Source organism: Corallococcus sicarius, from assembly GCF_003611735.1.
Classification (GTDB): Bacteria; Myxococcota; Myxococcia; order Myxococcales; family Myxococcaceae; genus Corallococcus; species Corallococcus sicarius.
In genome coordinates this window covers 16,445-41,927 of sequence record NZ_RAWG01000056.1, presented here as the reverse complement: position 1 = coordinate 41,927, position 25,483 = coordinate 16,445, and the positions used below count along the sequence as shown (strand labels likewise).

Here is a 25,483-nt window from a genome sequence, read left to right as displayed (position 1 = left end):
TCGCGGAGCGGGCCCGGGCGCGGACCGCCGCGGGGGCGCGCCCTCCCAGTCCTACAGCGGCCCCGACCGTCGCGGCACCGCGCCCCCCCAGGTGGCCCAGTCCTTTTCCGGCCCGGACCGTCGCGGCCCGGGCCGTCGCGGTGACGCCCCGGAGGCCCCGCCGACGCCCAGGTTCTGGCCCGTGCAGCCTCGCAACCTCCAGGAGTGCGGGCTCAACGCGACGTTCGTGGAGGAGCTGGTCCTCAAGGCCATCTTCTTCGCGGGCGAGATGCGCGGCATGGACGTGGCCGCCCGCCTGCAACTGCCCACCACCCTCGTGGATGAGATCATCGAGGGCCTGCGCCGGCAGAAGTACATCGACATCCGCGGCGGTGGTGGATCCGGCGTGGGCCGCTCCACGATGATCTACCAGCTCACCACCTTCGTGACGGACGTGCTGCGGCAGATCCTCGACCGCAACCGCTACAACGGCCCGGCGCCCGTGCCGTTCAACGAGTGGGCCGCCGCCGTGAAGCTGCAGACCGTGCGCGGCAACCGCATCACCCGCAACCGGATGCAGGACAAGTTCGGCGACCTCATCATCCGCGACTACATCTTCGACGGCATCGGCCCGGCGATGAACTCCGGGCGCGCCATCTTCTTCTACGGGCCTCCGGGCAACGGCAAGACGGCCATCTGCCAGGGCATGGTGAACTGCTACGAGGGGGACATCTTCGTTCCCCACGCGCTGCTCATCGACGACTTCGTGGTGAAGATGTTCGACGCGAACATCCACAAGCCCGTGGAGGACGAACCCGGCTCCCAGCCGTATGACCGCCGCTGGGTGCGCTGCCGCCGTCCGCTCGTGGTGGTGGGCGGTGAGCTGACGCTGGAGATGCTCGACCTCGTCTACACCCCGGAGGTGAAGTACTACGAGGCCCCGTTCCAGATGAAGGCGAGCAACGGCATGCTCCTCATCGACGACTTCGGCCGCCAGAAGGTGTCCCCCAAGGACCTGCTCAACCGGTGGATCGTCCCGCTGGAGAGCGACGTGGACATGCTCACGCTGCACACGGGCAAGAAGCTCCAGGTCCCCTTCGACGTGTTCGCCGCGTTCTCCACCAACCTGGACCCCAGCGCCCTCGTGGACGACGCCTTCCTGCGCCGCGTCCGCTACAAGCTGGAGGTGCAGCGTCCAGACGAGCAGCAGTTCCACGAGATCTTCCAGGTGATGTGCAAGAAGCGCGGCGTGCCGTACGACGCGCGCGCCATCGACTACCTCATCGACGAGCACTACCGCCCGAACCACCGGCCCTTCGCCGCGTGTCAGCCGCGCGACCTGTTGGATCAGGTCATCGACATGGCGAACTACCAGGGCAGCGTGCCGCGCCTGGAGCCCGCGCTGCTCGACGCCGCCGTGCGCAGCTACTTCGTGCGCTTCGACAAGCCCGCGTCCGAAGCCACCTCCGCCTCCGCCCGCTGAAGCGGCTGGGGGCCGTTCCCCGCGAACGGCCCCCACGGCGACGGCTGGAGCCACGTGCGCACTGTCTCCAGCGGCACGTTGGCCAGCACGTCCACCACCGACAGCCCCATCACGAAGCGCCCCTCGCGTCCCTGGGCGTAGTCCGGGTGACGGAAGCGCTGCCACAAGAGGCGCACGTCCACCGCGCGGAAGCGCTCCGGCTTCAGGTACAGCGTGGAGCCCGTCCCCGAGTAGTACGTGTGCGCCCCCGTCTGAAGGCAGTACTCCACCAGCCGCTGCGTCTTGTCCTCGCCCCGGCGCTCCAGCGTGGAGGAGCACACGAGCTTCGGGGCCAGGCCCAGCGGCTCGTAGAACAGCGCCATGCTGGACAGCAGCACGCGCAAGAGCGACCCCGGGCCGGACTCGCGCGCCGCCGCGTCGTAGAAGGGCTCCAGCAGGGGCAGCACCTGCGCGCGGAAATAGGGGCGGCCGCCGTAGAGCGTCACCAGCGTCTGGAGGTGCTTGCGCGCCCAGGGCTGCCGCGCGTCCACGGCGAGGTCGCGGATCCGCGTGTCGCGGTGCGGATCCTCCAGGGGGATGGACAGCCACTGGAAGCCCGGCTCGGTGGGCGGCGGCGTGGGCACGCCCAGGGGCAGGGCGACGCGCGTGCGGCGCTGCCAGCCCCGCCTCAGCCACTGCACGTCGTCCAGCACCACCAGCGTGCCGGCGCGGGCCACCTGCTCGTAGAAGTCCACCCACGGCAGGTAGTGGGGCTGCTCGGCGACAAGGACTCCCGGGTGTCCGGACACGCCCCGGATGATAGGGCCTTTCAGCCGCCGCGCACCGGGTGACGGAACACCGGCGGGAAGACGCGGGGGGCCTTCTTCTTGCGCACGCAGGTGGTGTCCGCGCTCATGTAGCAGGCGGAGAACGCGCGCCGCCGCTGTCCGGGCCGGCCCCGCCCGGAGCGGTGCCAGACGTGGTTGTGGATGAGCAGCGCCTCCCCGGCCCGCACCGGCAGGGGCACCACGTGCGCGTCCGCGTCCGCCGCCGCCACGCGGTCCGGGGGAATCACACCCCCCAGCGCCGTCACGAGCCCCGCCCGGTGGCTGCCAGGGACGACCTCCAGACAGCCGCCGCCCTCCGGTGCGTCGTCCAGCGCGGTCCAGATCTGCAGGTCCGGCTCTCGCGTGAGCCCCCACAGCTTCCCGCCGTCCTGGTGGAAGGGCAGGTTGCTGCCGCCCGCCGGGCCCTTGTGGAAGAGGATGGCGCGGTAGAGGACGATGTCGCCCGGGATGCGCGCTCGCGCGATCCGTTCAAACAGCGGGTTCTCCAGCCACGCGAGGAAGCGCGGGTCCTTCTCCAGCTTCTCCAGCTTGCGGTAGTCCAGGGACGGCCCCTGCCAGCCCAGCCCCAGCGGCGCGTCCTCGTAGCGACCGCTCGCGGCGTCCGGCTGGAAGAACAGCCCCGGGTACACCACGCGGCCCAGCATCAGGTCGTCCGCCCGCTCGCGCAGGGATTCGATGCCAGCGTCGTCCAGCACGGGGCCCAGCCGCGCGAAGCCGTGCGCTTCGTAGTGGGCGAGCACGGCCGCCACATCCAACCCTTCGGCTTCCGCGCGGATCATCCGCGCCACGATCTCCCGGAGGCGGGCGCGCGTCCAGCCTTCGTGGAGGTCCCGCATGGAGCCGCTGCGCGAGCGGGCCTCCGACGGGCCGTGTGGTGGACCCTTGCACCCGCGCCTGCCCGGCCGCATGGTGGGCGGGAATGCCCTACCGTCGCTCCACGCACTTCGTCTCCGCCCCGGACGGCACCCGGGTGGCGTTCCACACCCACAGCGCGGGCCTGCCGGAGCCGAAGCGGGACTCGGCGCTCGCGAACCGGCCGCCGGTGCTGCTGACCAACGGCATCGGGACGTCGGAGAACTTCTGGCGGCACATCGTCTCCAACCTGGAGCAGGACCACCGGGTGGTGCACTGGGACTACCGGGGGCACGGCCAGAGCGAGGAGTCGCGGGACGGGGACTACCGCGTGCAGGTGCACGTGGACGATCTGGAGCGCGTCACCGAGCGGGCGATGGCGCGCGGCAACGGCCGGCCGCCGCACCACATCGCCTTCTCCATGGGCGTACGCATCCTGTTGGAGCTGTACCGGCGCCGTCCGGAGCTGGTGCCGTCCATGACGCTCATCGCGGGGACGCCCGGCGCTCCGGGCTCGGCGGATCCGCGCTGGGGCCCACGGTTGGCATTGTCCGCCACGCGCCAGGCATTGCGCGCCAGCACGCCGCTGGTGCCCTGGGTCGCGCCCGCGGTGAAGGCCGTCATCGGCAGCCGGTTCGCGGATCCGCTCGCCCGGGCCGTGGGCGCGCTGCGGGCCCGGGCTCCGCGCGAGGACATCGCCGAGTTCCTGGACGCCCTCTACCGCATGAGCCCCCAGGCCTACTGGCGCACGCTGCGCGGACTCGCGGAGGGCCACGCCTGGGACGTCGTGACGTCCGTGCGCGTGCCCGTGCTGATCATCGCCGCGCGCGATGACGTGCTCGTGCCCCTGAGCGAGGTCCAGCGGCTGCACCGCGCGCTGCCCCAGGCCGAGTGGCTCCAGGTGGACGACGCCGGCCACGCGGGGCTGCTGGAGGCGGGGACGGAGATCGCCGAGGCCGTCCGGCGCTTCCTGCTGGTCCATGGCCTGGAAGCCCCGGCCCCGGTGCAACCCCCCGGCATTCCTGGCTGAGCCCGCGTCCGCGGATCCGCCCTGTCAGGGTTCTCGGTTTGTTGGAACCCGACGCGCCCAAAAGGGGGAGGGAAATGGCCTGAAAGTGACGGGGGCCAGTTTGCGTCTGCCTGTAATTTTGTGGTTTGGATGAGGCTCTGTACCCAACACGGAGTCTCCATGTCCTTGTCTTTCCGGCACCTGCTGGTCCCGATGTCAGCGGTGCTGCTCTTGTTGTCCGCGTGCGGTGGTGATGACCCGAAGGATCCGGTCTGCGGCAACGGCATCGTCGAGAGTGGCGAAGCGTGTGATGACGGCAACCGCACCGAAGGCGACCGCTGCAGCAACACCTGCCAGATCACCACCCCGACCGTCGATGCTGGCACCGACGGAGGCGTGATCCCCGGCGATGACGCCGGCACGGAGACGGACGCGGGCACGGTCGACGCGGGCACGGAGACGGACGCCGGTACCACGGTCGATGCGGGCACGGAGACGGACGCGGGTACCACGGTCGACGCGGGCACGGAGACGGACGCTGGCACGGAGACGGACGCGGGTACCGAGACGGACGCGGGTACCCCGGTCGACGCTGGAACCCAGACGGACGCCGGCACGGAGACGGACGCCGGCACGGAGACGGACGCCGGCACGGAGACGGATGCTGGCTCCGAGACGGATGCTGGCTCCGAGACGGACGGCGGCACGTGGCCGGATGGTGGCTCCGAGACGGACGGCGGCGCCATTGACGCGGGTCCCGCGCCGGATGCGGGCACGGAGACGGATGGCGGCACGGGCAGCGACGCGGGCACTAGCAGCGTGACGCTCACCGCGCTCGAGCCGGCGGCGGTCTTCGCGCGCTCTGGCACCACGGGTGAGACGATTCCGGAGCCGCTGGAGGTGACGCTGAGCGCCCCGGCCGTGACGGACGTGGTGGTGCAGGTCACGTCGTCCAGCCCCTCGGTCGTCGTGGCCAACAACGGCCGGGTGACGGTGATCGCGGGCGCTCGCACGGCGCCGGTCATCGTGACGGCGGACGACGCGGCGGGTTCGGTCAAGGCGACACTGACGGCCACGCTGGGCGCGGATACGCGCGACGCCACGGTGCGTGTGCTCGGTGAGACCGAGGCCGCCTCGCTGGCGTTCCTGTCGCCGGAGACGGTGGTGCTCGGCTCTGGCAAGACGGCCGACGTCACCGTGACGCTCGACGTGCCGCCCGCCGAGGCCACGGTCGTGACGCTCTCGGTGACGGGCGGCGTGGGCACGGTGCCCACGTCCGTAACGGTGCCGGCCGACCAGCTCTCCGCGAAGTTCACCTTCACCGCCGGCGCGTCCTCCGCGACGGGCACGATCGTCGCCACGCTCGACGGCCAGTCGGTCTCCGCCCAGGTGACGGTCACCTCCGAGCCCACGACGGACCACGTCGTCATCAGCGAACTCGCGGGCGCCGGAGCGAACACCAACGATGAGTTCGTGGAGCTCTACAACCCCACGAATGCGGAAGTGGACCTGAGCGGCTGGAAGCTCCAGTACAAGAGGGATGTGGGTGGGACTTTCTCGTCCAGCTTCACCCTGCCCAATGGGTCGAAGATCGCGGCCCATGGCTTCTTCCTGCTGGCCCGGAGCACCTACGTGGGCGCCGTCACCCCGGATGAAAGCTGGGGCACGACCATCACCATGGGCGCCTCGGTCGGACACGTTCGTATCGGCCTTCCGGGCATTGGCTCCGCCGTGACGGATGCGAATGCGGTCGACACCGTGGGCTACGGCAAGGCCGCCGACGCCGCGGAAGGCGGCCAGCCGATCAGCAGCACGCCGGGCGCCGCCGGCAGCATGGAGCGCAAGGCCAAGGCCTCCTCGTCGGGCTCCACCATGGAAGGCGGCTCGGACAGCGCGGCGGGCAACGGGTACGACACGAACGTGAACAACACGGACTTCATCCTCCGCACCACGCGCAATCCGCAGAACAAGGCGAGCGGCACCGAGATGCCGTGACGCACTGAGTAGGGCCGGCCCCCATCGTCCTTCCAGGGACGGTGGGGGCTGGAAATACCCGCGCGCTTTCGCCATAAGCGGGGGCGTGCGAGTCGTCTCCTGGAACGTCAACGGTCTGCGCTCCATCCACCGCAAGGGGTTCCTCCCGTGGCTGTCCAAGGCCCGGGCGGACATCGTGGGGCTGCAGGAGGTCCGTGCCCGCGTGGAGCAGCTCCCCGCCGAGGTGCGCGCCCCCCGCCGTTGGAAGACCCACTTCGTGGCCGCGGAGCGCCCCGGCTACAGCGGCGTGGGCCTCTTCAGCCGCCATGAGCCCGACGCCCTGGACACCCTGCTGGGTGCGCCCGCCATGGACGCGGAAGGCCGTCTCCAGTTCGCCCGCTTCGGCAAGCTCACCGTGGTCAACGGCTACTTCCCCAATGGCAACGGGAAGGACCGGGACCTGAGCCGCATCCCGTTCAAGCTGGACTTCTATCAGCGCCTCTTCGCCCGCCTGGAGAAGCCGCTGCGCGACGGTGAACGCGTGCTCGTGATGGGCGACTTCAACACCGCGCACCGCGACATCGACCTGGCGCGCCCGCGCGAGAACCGCGAGACGAGCGGCTTCCGCCCGGAGGAGCGCGAGGAGTTTGATCGGTGGATCCGCGCGGGCTGGGTGGACACCTTCCGCCACTTCCAACCGGCGGGCGGCCACTACTCCTGGTGGAGCCAGCGGGCGGGCGTGCGCGAGAAGAACATCGGCTGGCGCATTGACTACGTGCTGGCCTCGCCCGCCGCACTCGGCTACGTGCGCAAGGCCGCCGTGCACCCGGAGGTCCACGGCTCGGACCATTGCCCGGTGAGCGTGGACCTGGATCCCGCCGTCCTCTCCTGACCCCCCCTCGTGCCCAAGGGACCCCTCTCATGAATGCACTGCTCTCCATCTGGACCTGGATCGAGGTGGGCCTCGTGGCCCTGGTGGGCTTCTTCGTCCAGCTGATCCTCTTCATCTTCACCGCCCCGTTCGACAAGCGCCGCTACGTGGCGGGGCGCTGCTTCCGCCTGGTGGGCTTCACCGCCGCGAAGCTCACGCCCTTCTGGCGCTTCAGCACGCACGGCTCCATCCCGGACGACGTGGCCCCCAACACCGTTGTTGTGAGCAACCACGAGTCCAACGCGGATCCGTTCCTCATCTCCCACCTGCCGTGGGAGATGAAGTGGCTGGGCAAGAAGAGCCTCTTCAAGGTCCCGGTGGTGGGCTGGATGATGGGCATGGCCGGCGACATCCCGGTGGAGCGCGGCGACCGGGACTCGGCGACGGGCGCCATGGCGCGCTGCAAGGCGTGGCTCGCCAAGGGGATGCCCGTGATGATCTTCCCGGAGGGAACGCGCTCCAAGACGGAGGAGCTGCTGCCCTTCAAGGACGGCGCCTTCCGGCTCGCCATCGAGGTGCAGGCGGACGTGCTGCCCCTGGCGGTGAGCGGCACGCGGCTGGCGCTGCCCAAGCACTCCTGGCGCTTCGCCACCTCGCGGGGGCTCGTGACGGTGGGCACGCCCATCTCCACCAAGGGGATGACCCTGGACGACGTGGAGAAGCTCAAGGACCTGGCGCGCGCCCAGATTGAAGCCCTGCGTGCGTCCCTCAAGCCGCTGACGGGCAGCGGGGTGGTGGCGCCGGAAGCGGACCTCCGTTCCGCCCGGTAGGCAGCCAGAGGGCCGCGCGAGCTGTCCGCCAGCGAGCGCTTCCCCGATTGTTGATGTTTTCAATATCGGCTGGACTAAGGAGTCATCAGGACCGTCGCCCACGGCCCTGGTCGGCGCGCGGCGCCCAGGAAGGAACCGTCTGATGATCCCGGGAGGTCCACGCGGAGAGGAACGGCTGTCCACGGGCATACCCGGGCTGGACACGCTGCTCGATGGGGGCTTGCGCAAGGGCCGGATGTACATGGTCCTGGGACTGCCGGGCGCGGGCAAGACCATCCTCGCCAACCAGATCTGCTTCCATCAGGCGGCGCAGGGACGCCGGATCCTCTACCTGACGCTCCTGGCCGAGTCGCACACGGACATGGTGGGCAACCTCCAGACGCTGTCGTTCTTCGACCCGGCCTGCGTCACGGGCGCCATCAACTACCTGAGCGCCTTCTCCATCCTGGAGCAGGGGGGGCTGGAAGCGCTCTCGGAGCTCGTGCGCAAGGAGGTCCGGTCGCACAAGGCCTCGCTGCTCGTGCTGGACGGGATGCTGGCCGCCGAGGAGATGGCGCCGTCGCGACAGGCGCTCAAGAAGTTCATCCACGGCCTCCAGGTCGTGACGGGCCTCATGGGCTGCACCACGCTGGTGCTCACCACCGGCGGCGAGAAGGGCCTGCGCGCCGAACACACCATGGTGGATGGCCTGATGCTGCTCCAGCAGCGGACCTTCGGCGTGCGCACCCTGCGTGAGATCAGCGTGCGCAAGTTCCGGGGCAGCGCCTACAAGCTGGGACAGCACGGCTTTGAAATCACCAGCGACGGCCTCACCGTCTATCCCCGCCTGGAGTCGCTGGTGGACGGGCACCTGGTGCCTGGCGCGGGGACGCGTGACCGTGACGCCTTCGGCGTGGCGGGGCTGGACGCGATGCTCAAGGGCGGCGTGCCCGCGGGCTCCACCACCATCCTCCTGGGCCCCCCGGGCAGCGGCAAGACGCTGCTGGGGCTGAGCTTCCTCGCGGAAGGGGCGCGCCGGGGCGAGCGTGGCCACTACTTCGCCTTCTACGACGCGCCGGAGCGGATGCTCGCCCAGGCGGCCGGGGTGGGGCTGCACCTGCAGCCGCTGATGGAGCGCGGGGACCTGGAGGTGAGCTTCCGGCCGCCTACGGAGAACATCCTCGACAAGCTGGGCATCGAGCTGTTGACCACCATCCGGAGCGGGCGGGTGCGCCGCATCTTCCTGGATGGGTACGAGGCGCTTCGCCGCGCCTCGACGCGCAATGCCCGGGTGGCGCGCTTCCTGGCGGCGCTCGTGAACGAGTGCCGGGTGCGCGAGGTGACGCTGCTCTACACCGCCGAGTCCACCAGCGCCTTCGGGCCGGAGGTGAAGTTCCCCCTCAAGGGCATCTCCATGGTGGCGGAGAACATCCTCTTCGTGCGCCTGGTGGAGCTGCACTCCGGGCTGCACCGCTTCCTCGCGGTGCTGAAGGTGCGCAACAGCGACTACGACACGTCGCTGCGCGAGCTGCACATCACTGGCAAGGGGCTCCGGGTGGGGCAGCCCTTCCTGGAGGGACAGATGTTGATGACGGGGCTCGCGCGCACGCGGGTCCCGGAGGCGACCCCCCTGTCGAAGCCGCGCCGCAACGCCGGCAAGGGCGCCTCGCAGAAGACGGCCCGTCCGAAGCCACGCCGAACCGTCCGCAAGCGCCGAGGGACCTGATCATGGGTCCCGTCCTCATCGTCGACGACGAGTTCGGCATCGTGGAGGCCGTCCGCGATCTGTTGTCGGACGAGGGCTACTCCACCGCCACGGCGCTCAACGGCCGCGAGGCCCTGGAGCGGATGGCGCTCGAGCGTCCGTCGCTGGTGCTGCTGGACTACATGATGCCGCTGCTCAACGGCCCGGGCGTGCTGGAAGCGATGCTGCGCGACCCCATGCTGCGCGACGTCCCGGTGGTGATGATGAGCGCCAGCCCCGCGGAGTTCTGGCAGCACCTGCCGTGCGCGGCCTTCCTGCCCAAGCCCTTCGACATCGATCAGCTGCTCGCCACGGTCCACGACATCCTCGGCGGGCCGCCGAAGCACTGACGGTTGTCCGGTTCCATGCGCCGCTCAGTCAAGCTGACCGTTGCGTTCGTCCTGCTCCTGCTCGTTGCGTTCGCGCTTTCGCACTGTGGGCGTTGGTGGCGTGTCGACACATGCCTGGATGCTGGCGGACGATGGAACGACGCGCAGGAAAACTGCGAGTTCCCACGCCATGAAGGGTAGGGCGGTGCGACGCTGGTTTCGATGGCTCCTGGTGGTGGGCGGCGTCGCCATGGGCGCGGTGGGCTTGCTGTTCGCCAGCCTGGAGGCGTTCTACAGGTACCAGCTCGCCCAGCTTCCAGAGTTGCCGCGCATGGGAGACGCGCCCGTGTCTCTGCCGCTGGTCACGCGGGTCATGACCGCGCACCTTGGGGGCACCGCACTGCAGGTCCAGCCAGTGCTGCCGTGGAGCCTGCCAGTGACCCGGAGGCGGAACGCACAGCTGCCGGACGGGGGCTTCACGCTGGCCTATGCCGCGGCAGGTGAATGGCTTCGGCGGTTCGACCTGCCGGCCCAGCCGACGCACTGGCGGCGCCAGGCACTCGCTGTCTGGCTCACGCGCCATGCTTCCGCGGAGCAACTGCTTGCCCAGTGGTCGAGCACGGTCAAGCTACCTCGGGCGGCGCCAGGGCTGGGCAACGCCTCCCTGAGCTATTTTGGCCGGCCGTTGGAGACACTTGAAGTCTCCGAAGTCGCTGTGTTGATTGGGAGCGCGCTGGGTCCCATCTCGTTTGATGCCCTCTGCCGTCACGACCTGGCGATGAAGGCGCGGAACCGCGTGCTGCATTCGCTGCAACGGACCGGCGGGTTGGGTGACGAAGAGGCGACCCGTCTCATGGGGCAGCCGGTCGGACTCGCCCCTGCTTCTCCTGACGAACCCTGTCGCTGAAGTCGGAGAAGGGCGCACGTCCCGCGCCCCGACCCCACGCCGCAGTGCATCACCCCCGGGCGCCCGCGTTTACGGGGTGTACGGCTCCGTCACGTGCTTGCAAATCAGTGAACGGGGCTGGTATTCCTTCGGCCATCGAACGAACTCGCATGCGTTCGCGATGGCGGGGACGCGGGACGGCTCCAGACTGCGGGAGCCCGCGTGACAGAGGAGAACCGTTCTCCTCTGACGCGTGGCGGCGAAGGTGACGCATTGCGACATGCGGGCGACGACTTCCAACGACCTTTGATTTCTTCGCCGTAAGAACAAAGTCATCGCAGCAAGACCAACCAGGAGGGGATCGCATGCATCGCAACAAGCGTTTCGCGTGGACGTGGGCGGCCGCCGGAGTTTTCGCGGTCGCGGGGCTCATTGGCGCCTGTGACCCCGAGGACACGACGAACGACCCCAAGCCCTCGGTCGACGCGGGCACCAAGGTGGACGCGGGCACCACGGTGGACGCGGGTACGACGGTGGACGCGGGCACGACCACCGACGCGGGCACCACGACGGATGCGGGCACGACGACGGATGCGGGCACGACGACGGACGCGGGCACGACGACGGACGCGGGCACCGACGCAGGCACGCAGGTGGTGCTGCCCCTGGCCGTGGATGGCACCTGGGCGGCCAGTGGCTACATGGGCGCCGGCAGCCAGCCGGGCGGCATCGTGGACGAGGCCGTGTGCCACACGCCGCGCCCGGGCTCGGCCCTGGGCAACTGCCACAAGATCACCGCGACCCGCGTGGGTGGCGGGGACGCCTGGGCGGGCATCTTCTGGCAGTACCCGGAGGGCAACTGGGCGGACAAGCCTGAGAAGGGCTTCCTCGTGCCCGACGGCGCCAAGTCGGTGTCCTTCTACGCCTGGGGCGGGACGGGCGGCGAGGTCGTGGACTTCTTCGTCGGCTACGGGGACGCGTCCAAGGACGGCTTCGAGAAGAAGATCAACGTCACCCTGACGACCACGCCCACGAAGTACTCCCTGGACATCAGCAAGGTCCGCTACGCGGAAGTGGCGGCGGGCTTCGGCTGGTCGGCGGGTGGGCTGGACGTGGCCCCGCTCGTGCTGTTCCTCGACGACATCCAGTGGCATTGATTCCCCACCGCGCCTGACCGCGCGGCACAACGGAACGTGAGCGGACGATGAGAGCGGGAATGGCGGTGTTGACGGTCGATGCGGCGGGCATGCGCGCGCAGAACAGCGGCCTGCTGCTGAACATGATCTGGCGCGAGCGTCAGATCTCCCGGGCGGAGATTGCCCGGCGCACGGAGCTCAGTCCGTCGACCGTCTCCGCCATTGTCGCGGACCTGGAGCTAGCGGGCCTGGTGCGCAGCATTGGCGCCGGGGTCTCCCGCGGCGGCCGGCGTCCCACCCTCATCGGCTTCTGCGACGAGGCCTTCAGCCTGGTGGGCGTCGAACTCGGCGCCTCCCATGTCACCGTGGTCCTCACGGATCTTCGCGGCCGCGTGCGCACGCAGAGCAAGGCGAGCCACGCGGTGCGCGGCGATCCGGAAGGGTCGCTCCAGAAGGCGAAGGAGCTCATCCAGGAGTGCCTGGATGCTGAACGCGTCCCGCGCCGCTCCGTCGTCGGCATGGGGGTGGCCGTGCCCAGCCCCGTGCACCCGGCCTCGCCCGGGAAGATGTCGCCGCTCATCCTGCCCGCCTGGAAGAACGTGGACGTGAAGGAGTGGTTCGAGACCACCTTCGACATGCCGGTGTTCGTGGACAACGACGCGAACCTCGGCGCGCTGTCGGAGTGCTTCTGGGGCGCGGGCTCCGGCGGCGAGGACCTGACGTACATCAAGCTGGCCACCGGTATCGGCGCCGGTCACATCATCCACGGCGACGTGTACCGCGGCGCGGGCGGCACGGCCGGTGAGATCGGCCACATCGCGGTGGACTCCAACGGGCCGCTCTGCGTGTGCGGCCTGCGCGGCTGCCTCGTGACGCTCATCGGCTCCACGGCGCTCACCGAGCGCGCGCGGGAGCTGATGGGCGCGCGGGGCCGCAAGGGCCCGACGGTGCGGGACCTCGTGGAGGGCGCCCGCGCGGGCGACCCCGCCGCGAAGCAGATCATCGACGGTATGGGCGCCTGGCTGGGCATCGCGGTGGGCGGCCTGCTGAACCTGTTGAACCCCGCCATCGTCGTCCTTGGCGGAGAGATTTCGTCCGTGGGGGAGCTGCTGCTCGACCCCTTGCGCGCGTCGGTGCGCCAGCGCGCCCTGTCCGTGTCCATGGCGGAGACTCGCATCGTCACCTCGGCGCTGGGGGAGCGTGCCATCGCCGTGGGCGCGGCCACCCTGGTGTTGCAGGCGGCGCTGCGCGACCGCTCCCTCTTTCCCCAGCAGAACGTTGGGAGGACCGCATGACGTCCCGCCGTCTCCTCTTCGCCCTGGCCCTGTCCGGCCTGGGCACGCTGGCGTGTGATCCCGCCGCGGGCATCGCGGACAAGAAGCCCGAGACCCCGACGCCCGACACCGTGCAGCCGGGCACCGGCTGGACCCTCATCTGGCAGGACGAGTTCGAGGGCCCCGCAGGCACGCTGCCCGCGAAGGAGAAGTGGGCCCCGGACGTGGGCGGGGACGGGTGGGGCAACGGCCAGTACGAGTTCAACACCGCGCGGGCGGAGAACGCGTCGCTGGACGGCGAGGGCGCCCTGGCCATCACCGCGCGGCGCGAGCGCTACGGAAACAACGACTACACCTCCGCGCGCCTGAACACGAAGGGCCGCTTCCAGCAGGCCTACGGCCGCTTCGAGGCCCGCATCAAGCTGCCCACGGGGCGCGGCATCTGGCCTGCGTTCTGGCTGCTGGGCGCGGACATCGACGCGAAGGGGTGGCCGGAGTGCGGCGAGGTCGACATCATGGAGCACCGCGGGCAGATCCCCTCCATCGTCACCAGCACCCTGCACGGGCCGGGCTATTCCGGCGGACAGAGCGTGGGGCGTGAGCACGCGGTCGGCGGGGGCACGCTCCAGGCGGACTTCCACGTCTACGCGGTGGAGTGGGAGCCCAATCGCCTCCGCTTCATCCTGGACGACACCGTCTTCTTCGAGGCCACGCCGGACACCCTGCCCGCGGGCAAGAAGTGGGTCTACGACCATCCCTTCTTCATCATCCTCAACGTCGCGGTGGGCGGCTCGTACGTGGGGCCTCCGGACGCCAAGACGGTGTTCCCGCAGACGATGAAGGTGGACTACGTCCGCGTCTACGAGAAGGCGACGCCGTGAAGTTCGCCCGCGTGCTCCTGCCGTTCGTGCTGCTGCTGGCGTGCTCCTCGGAGCCGCGTCCGCGTCCGCCCGGCGTGCTCTTCGTGTCCGTGGAGCAGCAGAGCGCGTGGGTGCGCAACTTCAACCCGTTGTTCGCGGGCGCCAACGCGCGCTGGCCCACGAAGGCGGGCATCTACGAGTGCATGGAGGTCTTCAGCTCCGCGCAGGGGAAGTGGGTGCCCTGGCTCGCCACCGCGCATGCGTGGGCGGATGAGCAGAAGACGCTGCGCTTCACGCTGCGCGAGAACGTCCGCTGGTCCGACGGCAGGCCCTTCACCGCGGACGACGTCGTCTTCACCTTCGGCCTCCTGAAGAAGCACGCGGCGCTGGACTCCGGCGGCGTCTGGAGCTTCATCACCGACGTGAAGGCGGAGGGGCCGCACACCGTGGCCTTCACCTTCTCGCGCGTGTTCATGCCGGGCTTCGCCTATCTCGCGCACCAGGTCGTCGTGCCCAAGCACGTCTGGGAGCACGTCGCGGATCCGGTGACGTTCACCAACCCGGAGCCGGTGGCGACCGGGCCCTTCACCCAGGTGTCGCTGTTCCGCAACCAGGTGTACGAGCTGGGCAGGAACCCGCACTACTGGATGCCCGGCAAGCCCGCGGTGTCCGCGCTGCGCTTCCTCGCGTTCCCCACCAACGACCAGGCCAACATGGCGCTGGTGGAGGGGGAGGTGGACTGGGCGGGCAACTTCGTGCCGGCCGTGGACCGCACCTTCGTCGCCCGCGACCCCGCGCACCACCATCGCTGGTTCCCGCTCTACGGCAGCACCGTCTTCCTGTACCCCAACACCACGCGGCCGCCGCTGGATGACGTGCGCGTGCGCAAGGCGCTGAGCATGGCGGTGGACCGCGAGCGGCTGGTGGAGGTGGCCATGTATGGCTACACCCGCCCCGCGGACGCCACCGCCCTCAACGACGCGTACACCGACTGGAAGGACCCGGAGGTCGCGAAGGATGCGTGGACGCACCACGACCTCGCCCAGGCGAACAAGCTGCTGGACGAAGTGGGGCTCGTGCGCGGCGCGGATGGCGTGCGCCGGCTGCCGGACGGCAAGCCCTTCGCGTTGGACCTGGAGGTGGTGAGCGGGTGGTCGGACTGGGTGCGGGCAGGGCAGGTGGTGAGCCGCGACCTGGGCAAGCTGGGCATCTCCGTGCAGCTCAAGACGTACGAGTTCGGCACGTGGCAGACGCGCCTGCAGAAGGGCGAGTTCCAGCTGGCCATCTCGTGGTCGCTGGACGGGCCCACGCCGTACAACTTCTACAAGTGGCTGCTGTCCCCGCGCACGGTGGTGCCGGTGGGGCAGGTGGCGGCGGCCAACTGGCACCGGCTGGGGGATGAGGAGGCGGACGCGCTGCTCGTGCGCTTCGAGCGCGCCGTCACCCCCGAGGAACAGCACGCGCTGATGGCCGCGGTGCAGCGGCGCTTCTCCGCCCTGGCGCCCGCCATCCCGCTGTTCCCCAACCCGTCCTGGGGCGAGTCCAACTCGCGGCGCTTCACGGGCTTCCCCACCGAAAAGAACCCCTATGCGCGGCTGGCGCCGCACGCGGAGCCCGACAGCCTGCTGGTGCTGACGGAGCTCGTCCCCCGGGAGCGCTGACCATGGGTCGCTACATCCTCCGGCGGCTGGGTTTCTATCTCATCGCCGCGTGGGCCTCGCTCACGCTCAACTTCGTCATCCCGCGCCTGGCCCCCGGTGATCCGGCCTCGGCCATGTTCGCCCGCTTCCAGGGCAAGGTGCAGCCGGAGGCGATGGAGGCGCTCAAGGCCGCCTTCGGCTTCACCGACGCGCCGCTCTACTCGCAGTACTTCACGTACCTGAAGCACCTGGCGCAGGGCGACCTGGGCATGTCGTACGCGTACTTCCCCTCGCCGGTGACGGAGGTGATTGGCACCGGCCTGATGTGGACGGTGGCGCTGGCGGGCGTGGCGGTCATCATCAGCTTCGCGCTGGGCTCCTTCCTGGGCGTGCTCGCCGCGTGGAACCGGGGAGGGTGGCTGGACTCCGGCCTGTCCCCCGCGCTCGCGTTCCTGGGGGCCTTCCCATACTTCTGGCTGGCGATGCTGGCGCTGTACCTCTTCGGCTTCGTGCTGGGGTGGTTCCCGCTGCGCCACGCGTACGGGCACGACATGGAGCCGGGGATGACGTTCGCGTTCGCCGCGGACGTGGCCCGGCACGCGGTGCTGCCGGCGGCGTCCATCGTGGTGGCGACGCTGGGCGGGTGGATGCTCGGCATGCGCAACACGATGGTGGCCACGCTGGGCACGGACTCCATCCGGCTGGCGCACGCGCGGGGCCTTCCGCCGCGGCAGGTGATGCTGCGGTACGCGGCGCGCAACGCGCTCTTGCCCAACGTCACCAGCTTCGGCATGGCGGTGGGCTTCGTGCTGAGCGGCTCGCTGCTCACGGAGATCGTCTTCTCCTATCCGGGCACGGGCTACCTGCTCATCCTCGCCGTGCGCAACCAGGACTACCCGCTGATGCAGGGGCTGTTCCTGGTCATCACGCTGGCGGTGCTCGCGGCGAACTTCGCAGTGGACCTCATCTGCCTCTGGTTGGATCCGAGGACGCGCGCCCATGCATGACTCCCTGCGAAGCCTCCTCCGCCACCGGAAGGCCGCGGTGGGCGGTGGCCTGCTGTTGTTCTTCCTGCTGCTGTCGCTGGTGGGCCCCTGGTTCGTGATGGACCCGAAGGACCTCGTCGGCCGGCCGCACCAGCCGCCGTCCGCCGCGCACTGGTTCGGCACCACGGGGCAGGGGCAGGACGTGCTCGCCCAGACGGTGGTGGGCGCGCGCGAGACGCTGGCGGTGGGCTTCGCGGTGGGCGCGCTCGTCACGCTGGTGGGCGCGCTCGTGGGCGTGACGGCGGGCTACCTGGGCCGCCGCGTGGACGACGTGCTGTCGCTCACCACCAACGTGTTCCTCGTGATCCCCGGCATGCCGCTGGCCATCGTGCTGGGCGCCTACCTGCCGTCCGGCCCCTTCCGCATGGTGGCGGTGCTGACGGTGGCGGGCTGGGCCTGGAACGCGCGCGTCTTCCGCGCGGAGTCGCTGGCCCTGCGCGGGCGTGACTTCGTGTCCGCCGCGGTGGTGACGGGGGAGAGCCACGCGCGCATCGTGTCGCGGGAGCTGCTGCCCAACATGGCGTCGCTCTTGGGCTCGTCCTTCATCGGGAACACGCTCTACGCCGTGGGCGCGCAGGTAGGCCTGGAGTTCCTGGGCCTGGGCGACGTGAGCGCGGTGACGTGGGGCACGAACCTCTACTGGGCCGGCAACGACGCGGCGCTGCTCACACGCTCGTGGTGGATCTTCGTCCCCACGGGCCTGTGCATCGCGCTCGTCGGCTTCGCGCTGACGCTGGTGAGCTCCGCCATCGATGAGCTGACCAACCCCGCGCTCCGCGTGCACAAGCCCGCGCCGCTGCCCAAGGGCACCACCTTGCCGGTGCACGTGGACCGGCCCGCGCCGGGCGTGCTCCTGAGCGTGCAGGACCTGTGCATCGACTACGCGACGGAGAAGGGCGCCTCCCGCGTGGTGGACACGGTGTCCTTCGACCTGGCGCCTGGAGAGGTGTTCGGCCTCGCGGGTGAGTCCGGCAGCGGCAAGTCCACCATCGGCTCGGCGCTGCTGGGCCTCCTGCCGACCTCCGCGCGCGTCACGCAGGGGCGCATCCTCTTCAACGGCATGGACGTCACCGCGCTGGAGGGCGCCGGCCTGCGCGCCTTCCGCTGGCGCCAGGTGTCCATGGTGTTCCAGAGCGCGATGAGCGCGCTCAACCCGGTGCTCACGCTGGGCGAGCAGTTCCACGACACGCTCGCGGCGCACGGCCGCGTGTCGCGCACGACGTCCTACGCCCGCGCGCGGGAGCTGCTGGGCATGGTGGGCCTGTCGCCGGACCTCGTGACGGCGTATCCCCACCAGCTCTCCGGCGGCATGCGGCAGCGGGTGGGCATCGCGCTGGCGCTGGCGCTGGAGCCCCGGCTGGTCATCATGGACGAGCCCACCACGGCGCTGGACGTCGTGGTCCAGAAGGAGCTGCTCCAGCGGATGCTGGAGCTCAAGCAGCGCCTGGGCTTCGCGATCCTCTTCATCACGCACGACCTGCCGCTCCTGCTCGCGCTGTCGGACCGCGTGGGCATCCTCCAGGGCGGCAAGCTGGTGGAGGTGGGCACGTCCGCGGGCTTGCGCGCCGGGGCGCAGCACCCGTACACGCAGCTGCTCCTGTCGTCGTTCCCGCACCTCGTCGCGGGGGACGTGTCCGTCACGCCGCATCCGCCGGCGGCCTCCGAGCTGTCGGTGGCCCGGCCGTCCCTCCGCGTCGCGGCCATCCCCGGAGGTCACCGATGAGCGCGCCCCTCCTGGAGGCCGAAGGGCTCACCCGCAGCTTCTCCGTGGGCGGCTTCTTCTCCCGCGAGCGCCGGCCCATCCTCAAGGGCGTGTCCTTCTCCCTGCAGCCGGGGGAGATCGTCGCGCTGGTGGGCGAGTCCGGCAGCGGCAAGAGCACCCTGGCGCGGCTGCTGGCCCGGCTGGACATGCCGGACGCGGGCCACCTGCGCCTCGCTGGCCGCGACGTGCTGGCGGATGACAGCGCCCAGGCGTCGCTCGACTACCGCGGGCGCGTGCAGATGGTGTTCCAGGATCCGTTCGCCTCGCTCAACCCCGTGCACACGGTGGCCTATCACCTGGAGCGGCCGCTCGTGCGCCATGGCCGGGTGCCGAAGTCCGGGCTGCGCACCAAGGTGCTGTCGCTGCTGGAGTCGGTGGGCCTGACGCCCGCGGACGCGTTCGCGAAGCGCTACCCGCATGAGCTGTCCGGCGGCCAGCGCCAGCGCGTGGCGGTGGCGCGCGCCCTGGCGGTGGAGCCGCAGGTCATCATCGCGGACGAGCCCACGTCGATGCTGGACGTGTCCACGCGCAAGGGCGTGTTGCAGCTCTTGCGCGGCCTCACGCAGGAGCGCGGCATCGGCATCCTGTTCATCACCCACGACCTGGCGAGCGCGCGGCACCTGGCCGACCGCATCCTCGTGCTCTACGCGGGCACGGTGGTGGAGGCGGGCCGCGCCGAACAGGTGCTGGGCCAGCCCCGCCACCCGTACACGAAGCTCCTGCTGTCGGCCGTGCCGGATGGCGCGGACTTCCTCCAGGCCGCGCTGCCGGTGCGCCCCGCCACGGGCCTGCCTCCGCTCGTGGGCTGCCCCTTCGCCCCGCGCTGCCCGGTGTCCGAGGCGCGCTGCTCCACCGTTCCCCCTCCCAACATCCTGCCGGCCGCGAACCACCTGGTCCGCTGCCACCTTGAAGCTTCGAAAGGAGTTACCGCCGATGCGTCAGTTTCCTCCTGACTTCCTCTGGGGCGTGGCCACCTCCGCGTATCAGATTGAAGGTGCCACCCGCGTGGATGGCCGTGGCGAGTCCATCTGGGACCGCTTCGCCGCCACGCCCGGGAAGATCAACGACAAGTCCGACGGCTCGGTGGCCTGTGAGCACTACCGCCGCTGGCCGGAGGACATCGAGCTGATGCGCTGGATGGGATTGAAGTCCTACCGCTTCTCCGTCGCGTGGCCGCGCATCCTCCCGGAAGGGCGGGGCCGCGTGAACGTCGCGGGCGTGGACTTCTACTCGCGGCTGGTGGACTCGCTCTTGGGCGCGGGCATCGAGCCCTTCGTCACGCTCTACCACTGGGACCTGCCGCAGGTGTTGGAGGACCAGGGCGGCTGGCCGGTGCGCGCCACCGGTGACGCCTTCGTGGAGTACGCGGACGTGATGAGCCGCGCGCTGGGCGACCGCGTGAAGCGGTGGATCACCCACAACGAGCCCTGGTGCATCAGCGTGCTGGGCTACGGCAACGGCGAGCACGCTCCGGGCCACAAGGACTGGACGAAGGCGCTCGCCACGTCGCACACCCTGCTGCTGTCGCACGGCAAGGCGGTGCAGGTGATCCGCTCCAACGTGCAGCGCGCGGAGGTGGGCATCACCCTCAACCTCACGCCCGGCGAGCCCGCGTCGCCCAGCCCCGAGGACGCCGACGCGTGCCGCGACTTCGACGGCGGCTTCAACCGCTGGTTCCTGGAGCCGCTCTACGGCCGTGGCTACCCCCTGGACGTCGTGGAGGACCACGTGAAGGCGGGCCGCATCCCTTCCGCCTCGCTGGACTTCATCCAGGACGGCGACCTGAAGACGATCGCGGAGCCCACCGACTTCCTGGGCGTGAACTACTACTCGCGCGCCGTGCTGCGCAGCAACCGCATCCCGGAGGAGAAGAACGCGCCGCGCACCGTGCACGTGAGCCCGGACAAGACGGACATGGACTGGGAGGTGTACCCGAAGGGGCTCACGCAGCTCCTCGTCCACCTGCAGACCGAATACAAGCCCGGCCCCCTCTACATCACGGAGAACGGCTGCGCGTACTCCACCGGCCCCAGCGCGGACGGGCGCGTGCACGACGTGAAGCGCGTGGACTACCTGCGCACCCACCTGGAGGCGTGCAGTGACGCCATCGCGCAGGGCGTGAACCTGGCGGGCTACTTCGCCTGGTCCCTCCTGGACAACTTCGAGTGGGCGTACGGCTACGAGAAGCGCTTCGGCCTCGTCTACGTGGACTACGCCACCCAGCAGCGCATCCCGAAGGACAGTGCCCACCTCTACCGTGACGTCGTGGCCCAGAACGGGCTGGACGTGGAGCAGGCCGCTTGAAAAAGCTCTTTCTGACGACGTGTCTGGCGTTGTGCGGCGCGCAGGCGCTGGCCCAGCAGCCCGGGGCAGGGGCTCCCACCCAGGCGCCGGCCACCAGCCAGCCGCCCAGCGCGGGCCCCGTGGATGCCGCCGAGGCGCCCGCGGTCGCGGCCCCGGCCACCCCGGCGCCGGCTCCGGCCCCGGAGGTCGCTCCGTCGCCGGCACCCGCTCTGGCTCCGGCACCCGCCGCGCCCGATGCCGCCCTGCGGACGACGGTGACGCGCGTGATCCACGACGAGCGCGGCTTCAAGCTCCAGGTGGACGGCAAGGACTTCGCCATCCACGGCATCAACTGGGGCTACACGCCCATTGGTGAGAACTACCGGTACTCGCTCTGGAACCAGCCGGAGGACTTCATCAAGCAGGTGCTGGCCAAGGAGATGGGCCTGCTGCGCGACGCGGGCATCAATGCCATCCGCCAGTTCGACGACATCCCGCCCGTCTGGGTCGAGTACATCTACCGGAACTACGGCATCTACACGATGCTCAACCCGTTGATGGGGCGCTACGGCCACGCCGTCAACGGGGTGATGGTCCCCAACATCGACTACTCGAACCCCGCGCACCGTAAAGCCATCCTGGACGCGCTGGCGCAGAAGGTGGAGATGTACCGGGACGTGCCCGGCGTCCTGATGTGGTTGCTCGGAAACGAGAACAACTACGGCCTGCACTGGACGTCGTTTGAAATCGAGGCGCTGCCGGGCCAGGAGGACTCCGCGCGCGCGGAGTCGCTCTACACGCTCTATGGCGAGGCGACCCGCACGGTGAAGAAGCGGGACACGAACCACCCGGTGTCCATCGCCAACGGCGACCTCCAGTACATCGACCTCATCGCGAAGCACTGCCAGGACCTGGACGTGCTGGGCACGAACGTCTACCGCGGCCCCACCGCGCGCGACCTGTTCGCGGAGGTGAAGGCGAAGCTCAACAAGCCGGTGTTCTTCTCCGAGTTCGGCGCGGACGCGTACGACGCCCGCGCGGGTCGCGAGGACCACGTCGCCCAGGCGGAGTACCTGCGCACGCAGTGGGAGCAGATCTACCTGGAGGGCTACGGCCAGGGGCTGTCGGGCACGGCCATTGGCGGCTTCGTGTTCCAGTGGGTGGACGGCTGGTGGAAGATGGGCCAGGAGGCCAACCTCTCCATCCACGACACCACGGCGTCCTGGCCGAACGGGGGCTACGCGGCGGACTTCGTCCCCGGCCAGAACAACATGAACGAGGAGTGGTTCGGCATCGCGGCCCTGGGCCCGCCGGACGCCAATGGCATCAGCGGCCTCCAGCCGCGCACTGCCTACTACGTCCTCCAGGCCGCCTTCCGCCTGGACCCGTACGCGCCCGGCACGAACCCGGACACCATCCGCCAGCACTTCGGGGCCATCCGTCCCTCGTCGCTCACCAGCAGCTACACGTCGTCGGTGGCGCTGGCGCGCACGGAGGAGCTGAGCGCGGTGCGGGTGTCCAACCTGCGGCTGCTCCTGGACAGCTCGCTGTCGCGCGGCAGCATCGCCACGGTGCGGCCCAACCGGAGCTCCGCGGACCACACCGAGTCCATCTTCTTTGATCTCGCGTTGCAGCCGGCCAGCGGCGTCTATGGCCGCGCGTCGTTCAACGTCGTGGGCAACGTGGCGCAGAACCGGCTCAACAACCTGTTCTACGAGAACCGCGGCACGCCCTCCGCGCCGGGCACGAACGTCATCCCGACGGGGCCGGGCGCCGCGCCGCAGGGCAACTCGCCGCTGGATCGCTTCGCGCTCTACCAGGCGGAGTTCAAGCTGGACCGGACGGACTTCGCGCTCGAGGGCTACTACCGCACCGGCCACTACCACTGGGGCGAGGAGGGTGACTTCTTCGGCCTCTACCGCGAGGCGAACTACGGGCCGAACCTGGACATCTACCACGGCAACGCGCCCTTCGGCGTCGTCTTCACCGGCAAGCGCGCCATGGAGGGTCTGAAGGTGGCGGTGGGCCCGGAGCTGTACTGGGGCGCCAACCCGTCCGCCGTGGCCAAGTACCGCAACAACGTGGGCCCGGTGAACATCACCCTGGTGCACCAGGAGGATCTGGCCCAGGGCGCTTCGTCCAACACGGCCTCCGTGGTGCGCGAGCGCATCGCGCGCAGGACGGCGCTGAACTTCCAGTACGCCACCGGGAAGCTCGTGCTCGACGTGGGCGGCCTGCTCTCCGCGCCCCAGCGCATCGGGGAGACGTTCACCTATACGCGCAAGGCGGCGACGGACGCGCCCAGCTACCTCAACAGCGGCTACGACGTGCTCCAGGACAAGGTGCAGTTCCTGGACACGCTGGGCGCGAAGGCGCGGCTCACCTACGACATGGGCATGGTGCGCTGGCTCGTCCAATCCTCCATCCGCGGCCTCGTCGCGGACAGCGGTCCGGACCAGGGCAACATCATCACCGGCTGGAGCCTGCGCGAGAGCGGCCGAGGCAACCACTACGCCGGCCAGCTGGGCGCGGCGCTGCAGTTCGGCGTCCTGCAGATCTCACCGAACCTGCTGTACCAGAAGCCCCTCGTCGGACCGAACCCGACCATCTCCGACGCGTTTGATCCGGACACCGGCCGCTACTACGCGGGCGTGCGCCCCCGCAACGTGCTGGTGGATGCGTTCACCGTGTTGGACAACCGCGAGACGCTGGGAGGCGAGCTGCTGATCACCTTCGACCCGACGCCCGGCACGTGGTTCTGGGCGTGGGACCGGGACTTGCGCGAGGACGCGCCGTTCGCCGCGGGCCTGGACATCGTCTACCGCCACCAGCCCACGTCGCGTGACGCCGGCATCGCCATCCTGGCGGACGGCAGCACCGTGGCCTTCGGCAGCGCGCCGGTGGCCCGGGACGAGTGGGAGACGTCGCTGCGCCTGGTGGGCAATCCCATGCAGCGCCTGCGCCTGTTCGGCACGGCGTTCGTGGGCAGCAACCAGTCCTCCGGCGAGGACAACCGGCAGATCCACCGCTTCGGCCTGGACGGCTCCGTGCTGCTGGACACGCTGTTGCTGGCGGCCCAGCTGCGCTTCAACGACTGGGGCCCCTATGACTACCACCGCGTCTTCAACCTCACGTACCCGGTGCAACTGGGCGGGGACCTGTCCTACGGGTTGAAGAAGCCGGTGCTGGGCGCGGTGTCCACGCGCTTCGGTCTGCGCGGGCTGGTCCGCATGCTGAATGAGTACTCGGAAGGCCTCAACGACCGGGGCATCACCGAGGGCCTGAAGGGTCGCGAGTACGAGGTGGGCGCGTATGCCATCCTTTCTCTCTGAGGGACGACGCATCATGAAGACGGGTTTCCTGCTGGCCGCGGTGGTGGCCCTGTCCGGCTGCTACGACGATCCGACGATCCTCTACGGCAGCTCGCTGGAGGACATGACCTTCACGGTCACCGACCCGCTGATGGGCATCCATCCGAACACGTCCGTGATGGACGACCCGAACAACCCCTTCCGGTTTTCGGGTGTGGGCACGGAGACGAAGTGGGACATCCAGTCCGGGGCGAGCCCCGTGGCGGGCTACTACTCGTGGGCCACCATCCTGGCGCAGGGGCCGTACGGTGAAGCGCAGTACTACGTGGGCCTCCAGCTCGCGGCCATCTACCAGCGGGGCCTCGCGGATCAGGCGAGCCTGCCCCAGACGCGGGAGATGGCGGTGAAGGCCTTCCAGTCCGTGCTCGACAACTTCCCGGACGCGGTGACGTACGACGCGTCCGGCACCATCGCCTATGAGCTGGTGACGCCCGCGTACAAGGGCGTCGTGGAGCTGGGCGGAACGGTGAGCGGCGGCTGGGTGATGGTGAAGACCTCGAGCGGTGCGGACCGGGCGGTGAAGCCATGAAGAAGCCTGTGTGGGGATTGCTGTTGCTGCTCGCCGCCTGCCGCCCGGATCCGGGCCCGGCGGACTACACCGACCAGGGCCCCGTGGGTGGCACCGACACGGACGGAGGCACGAACCCGGCGTCGGAGTTACTGCCCGGGCCGTTTCCGTATGAGGCGGGCCAGCGCCGCCTGATGGTGGGCATCTTCTACGAGACGGGTCGTTCGGAAGATGTGGTGCTCGACAACGTGGAGACGAACTTCTACCTCTACGACAACACCGTCTACGTGGAGTCGGATCCCGAGCGCGTGGAGGGCAAGTCCGCCGACCGCATCGTCCAGAACGGCAAGCCGTGGATGGGCTTCGGCGTGCACTGGTCCACGGTGCGCAACCTGGACGCCTGGAAGACGCTCCACGTCAGCATGAAGTCCGCGGACCCCGCGTTCGTGAACGTGAAGGTCGGCATGTCGAGCGGCGTGAAGGCCGAGGAGAAGGGCTTCCAGCTCGCCGCCTCGAAGTACGGCTGGGTGAATGACGGGCAGTGGCACCACCTGGCCATCCCGGTCGCGGACTACATCGCGGCGGGCCTGAAGCTCAACGCTGTCTCATCCCCGTTCACCTTCGCCGCTGAAGGCGGAGCCGCGGGCCAGTCCCTCCTGCTCGACAACTTGTACTTCACCGCGAACTAGGCAGGACGCAGTGCCAGGAGGGCGGGCCGGCTGTCATCGCTGACAGCCGGAACGCCCGAGCCTTGTCCTGACGTCGCCGGCACACCCCCGTGTCCGGCGTCAAGAAGGGCAGGGATGCAGTCCCTCCAGCCGGCAGTCCCCTCTGCGTCTG

At 69.9% G+C, this 25,483-nt stretch carries 21 protein-coding genes; 19 read left to right on the top strand and 2 right to left on the bottom strand.

Features of this window, described 5'->3' with window-relative positions; genetic code table 11:
• Positions 1 to 1,462, top strand: a 1,462-nt coding sequence (locus tag D7X12_RS11570) for a DUF8689 domain-containing protein (RefSeq protein ID WP_120625328.1), incomplete at its 5' end; no start/stop codon positions are given.
• Here D7X12_RS11570 and D7X12_RS11565 read toward each other — a convergent pair.
• Positions 1,405 to 2,250: a WbqC family protein gene (locus D7X12_RS11565; RefSeq protein WP_120625327.1), complete on the bottom strand. Its 846-nt coding sequence runs from the start codon at positions 2,248 to 2,250 to the stop codon at positions 1,405 to 1,407. The two genes, D7X12_RS11570 and D7X12_RS11565, sit on opposite strands and share 58 nt — an antisense overlap.
• Positions 2,251 to 2,270: 20 nt before the next feature.
• Positions 2,271 to 3,068, bottom strand: coding sequence for a phytanoyl-CoA dioxygenase family protein (locus D7X12_RS11560; protein ID WP_120625330.1), 798 nt, complete (start codon positions 3,066 to 3,068; stop codon positions 2,271 to 2,273).
• Positions 3,069 to 3,208: 140 nt separating this feature from the next.
• Here D7X12_RS11560 and D7X12_RS11555 point away from each other — a divergent pair, with 140 nt between their 5' ends.
• The 18 genes from D7X12_RS11555 (at position 3,209) to D7X12_RS11470 (ending at position 25,332) form a co-directional block, all read left to right on the top strand.
• A complete protein-coding gene (locus tag D7X12_RS11555) occupies positions 3,209 to 4,171 on the top strand; it encodes an alpha/beta fold hydrolase (RefSeq protein ID WP_120625326.1) in 963 nt (320 codons plus the stop codon).
• 159 nt (positions 4,172 to 4,330) lie between these two features.
• Complete coding sequence (locus D7X12_RS11550; RefSeq protein ID WP_120625325.1) at positions 4,331 to 6,145, top strand: lamin tail domain-containing protein; 1,815 nt, start codon at positions 4,331 to 4,333, stop codon at positions 6,143 to 6,145.
• A gap of 85 nt (positions 6,146 to 6,230) precedes the next feature.
• Entirely contained in the window at positions 6,231 to 7,016 is a 786-nt protein-coding gene (locus D7X12_RS11545; RefSeq protein ID WP_120625324.1) for an exodeoxyribonuclease III, read from the top strand.
• 29 nt (positions 7,017 to 7,045) lie between these two features.
• On the top strand, positions 7,046 to 7,825 hold the full coding sequence (locus D7X12_RS11540) for a lysophospholipid acyltransferase family protein (protein WP_120625323.1): 780 nt from the start codon (positions 7,046 to 7,048) through the stop codon (positions 7,823 to 7,825).
• A gap of 142 nt (positions 7,826 to 7,967) precedes the next feature.
• A complete protein-coding gene (locus D7X12_RS11535) occupies positions 7,968 to 9,530 on the top strand; it encodes a DUF7125 family protein (RefSeq protein ID WP_120625322.1) in 1,563 nt (520 codons plus the stop codon).
• A 2-nt stretch (positions 9,531 to 9,532) separates the two neighbouring features.
• The gene (locus D7X12_RS11530) at positions 9,533 to 9,898 is read left to right on the top strand and encodes a response regulator (protein WP_120625321.1); all 366 of its coding nucleotides are present in this window, start codon (positions 9,533 to 9,535) and stop codon (positions 9,896 to 9,898) included.
• Positions 9,899 to 10,082: 184 nt separating this feature from the next.
• Positions 10,083 to 10,784 (top strand): transglycosylase domain-containing protein, encoded by a 702-nt coding sequence (locus tag D7X12_RS11525; protein WP_158620030.1) that lies wholly within the window; start codon positions 10,083 to 10,085, stop codon positions 10,782 to 10,784.
• 344 nt (positions 10,785 to 11,128) lie between these two features.
• Positions 11,129 to 11,920, top strand: a complete 792-nt coding sequence (locus tag D7X12_RS11520) for a hypothetical protein (RefSeq protein ID WP_120625319.1) — start codon at positions 11,129 to 11,131, stop codon at positions 11,918 to 11,920.
• Positions 11,921 to 11,979: 59 nt separating this feature from the next.
• Positions 11,980 to 13,194: an ROK family transcriptional regulator gene (locus D7X12_RS11515; RefSeq protein WP_244224493.1), complete on the top strand. Its 1,215-nt coding sequence runs from the start codon at positions 11,980 to 11,982 to the stop codon at positions 13,192 to 13,194.
• A complete protein-coding gene (locus tag D7X12_RS11510) occupies positions 13,191 to 14,054 on the top strand; it encodes a glycoside hydrolase family 16 protein (RefSeq protein WP_120625317.1) in 864 nt (287 codons plus the stop codon). The genes D7X12_RS11515 and D7X12_RS11510 overlap by 4 nt, the downstream gene beginning before the upstream one ends.
• Positions 14,051 to 15,694, top strand: coding sequence for an ABC transporter substrate-binding protein (locus tag D7X12_RS11505; protein ID WP_120625316.1), 1,644 nt, complete (start codon positions 14,051 to 14,053; stop codon positions 15,692 to 15,694). Before D7X12_RS11510 ends, D7X12_RS11505 begins: the two co-directional genes overlap by 4 nt.
• Positions 15,695 to 15,696: 2 nt before the next feature.
• A complete protein-coding gene (locus D7X12_RS11500; RefSeq protein ID WP_120625315.1) occupies positions 15,697 to 16,680 on the top strand; it encodes an ABC transporter permease in 984 nt (327 codons plus the stop codon).
• Complete coding sequence (locus D7X12_RS11495; protein ID WP_120625314.1) at positions 16,673 to 18,442, top strand: dipeptide/oligopeptide/nickel ABC transporter permease/ATP-binding protein; 1,770 nt, start codon at positions 16,673 to 16,675, stop codon at positions 18,440 to 18,442. Before D7X12_RS11500 ends, D7X12_RS11495 begins: the two co-directional genes overlap by 8 nt.
• Positions 18,439 to 19,434 (top strand): ABC transporter ATP-binding protein, encoded by a 996-nt coding sequence (locus D7X12_RS11490; protein ID WP_120625313.1) that lies wholly within the window; start codon positions 18,439 to 18,441, stop codon positions 19,432 to 19,434. The genes D7X12_RS11495 and D7X12_RS11490 overlap by 4 nt, the downstream gene beginning before the upstream one ends.
• The gene (locus D7X12_RS11485; protein WP_120625312.1) at positions 19,415 to 20,785 is read left to right on the top strand and encodes a GH1 family beta-glucosidase; all 1,371 of its coding nucleotides are present in this window, start codon (positions 19,415 to 19,417) and stop codon (positions 20,783 to 20,785) included. Before D7X12_RS11490 ends, D7X12_RS11485 begins: the two co-directional genes overlap by 20 nt.
• Positions 20,782 to 24,096, top strand: a complete 3,315-nt coding sequence (locus tag D7X12_RS11480; protein ID WP_120625311.1) for a glycoside hydrolase family 2 TIM barrel-domain containing protein — start codon at positions 20,782 to 20,784, stop codon at positions 24,094 to 24,096. The genes D7X12_RS11485 and D7X12_RS11480 overlap by 4 nt, the downstream gene beginning before the upstream one ends.
• A gap of 13 nt (positions 24,097 to 24,109) precedes the next feature.
• Positions 24,110 to 24,664, top strand: coding sequence for a hypothetical protein (locus D7X12_RS11475; RefSeq protein ID WP_208718955.1), 555 nt, complete (start codon positions 24,110 to 24,112; stop codon positions 24,662 to 24,664).
• On the top strand, positions 24,661 to 25,332 hold the full coding sequence (locus D7X12_RS11470) for a hypothetical protein (RefSeq protein ID WP_120625309.1): 672 nt from the start codon (positions 24,661 to 24,663) through the stop codon (positions 25,330 to 25,332). Before D7X12_RS11475 ends, D7X12_RS11470 begins: the two co-directional genes overlap by 4 nt.
• Positions 25,333 to 25,483: the final 151 nt, after the last annotated feature.

What these genes read in the sequence shown, in the direction of transcription:
- D7X12_RS11550 (WP_120625325.1), top strand. Translation starts at nt 4,331, where the DNA reads ATGTCCTTGTCTTTCCGGCACCTGCTGGTCCCGATGTCAGCGGTGCTG.
- D7X12_RS11470 (WP_120625309.1), top strand. Translation starts at nt 24,661, where the DNA reads ATGAAGAAGCCTGTGTGGGGATTGCTGTTGCTGCTCGCCGCCTGCCGC.
- D7X12_RS11515 (WP_244224493.1), top strand. Translation starts at nt 11,980, where the DNA reads ATGGCGGTGTTGACGGTCGATGCGGCGGGCATGCGCGCGCAGAACAGC.
- D7X12_RS11520 (WP_120625319.1), top strand. Translation starts at nt 11,129, where the DNA reads ATGCATCGCAACAAGCGTTTCGCGTGGACGTGGGCGGCCGCCGGAGTT.
- D7X12_RS11555 (WP_120625326.1), top strand. Translation starts at nt 3,209, where the DNA reads ATGCCCTACCGTCGCTCCACGCACTTCGTCTCCGCCCCGGACGGCACC.
- D7X12_RS11495 (WP_120625314.1), top strand. Translation starts at nt 16,673, where the DNA reads ATGCATGACTCCCTGCGAAGCCTCCTCCGCCACCGGAAGGCCGCGGTG.
- D7X12_RS11540 (WP_120625323.1), top strand. Translation starts at nt 7,046, where the DNA reads ATGAATGCACTGCTCTCCATCTGGACCTGGATCGAGGTGGGCCTCGTG.
- D7X12_RS11510 (WP_120625317.1), top strand. Translation starts at nt 13,191, where the DNA reads ATGACGTCCCGCCGTCTCCTCTTCGCCCTGGCCCTGTCCGGCCTGGGC.
- D7X12_RS11485 (WP_120625312.1), top strand. Translation starts at nt 19,415, where the DNA reads ATGCGTCAGTTTCCTCCTGACTTCCTCTGGGGCGTGGCCACCTCCGCG.
- D7X12_RS11535 (WP_120625322.1), top strand. Translation starts at nt 7,968, where the DNA reads ATGATCCCGGGAGGTCCACGCGGAGAGGAACGGCTGTCCACGGGCATA.
- D7X12_RS11560 (WP_120625330.1), bottom strand. Translation starts at nt 3,068, where the DNA reads ATGATCCGCGCGGAAGCCGAAGGGTTGGATGTGGCGGCCGTGCTCGCC.
- D7X12_RS11500 (WP_120625315.1), top strand. Translation starts at nt 15,697, where the DNA reads ATGGGTCGCTACATCCTCCGGCGGCTGGGTTTCTATCTCATCGCCGCG.
- D7X12_RS11530 (WP_120625321.1), top strand. Translation starts at nt 9,533, where the DNA reads ATGGGTCCCGTCCTCATCGTCGACGACGAGTTCGGCATCGTGGAGGCC.
- D7X12_RS11475 (WP_208718955.1), top strand. Translation starts at nt 24,110, where the DNA reads ATGAAGACGGGTTTCCTGCTGGCCGCGGTGGTGGCCCTGTCCGGCTGC.
- D7X12_RS11490 (WP_120625313.1), top strand. Translation starts at nt 18,439, where the DNA reads ATGAGCGCGCCCCTCCTGGAGGCCGAAGGGCTCACCCGCAGCTTCTCC.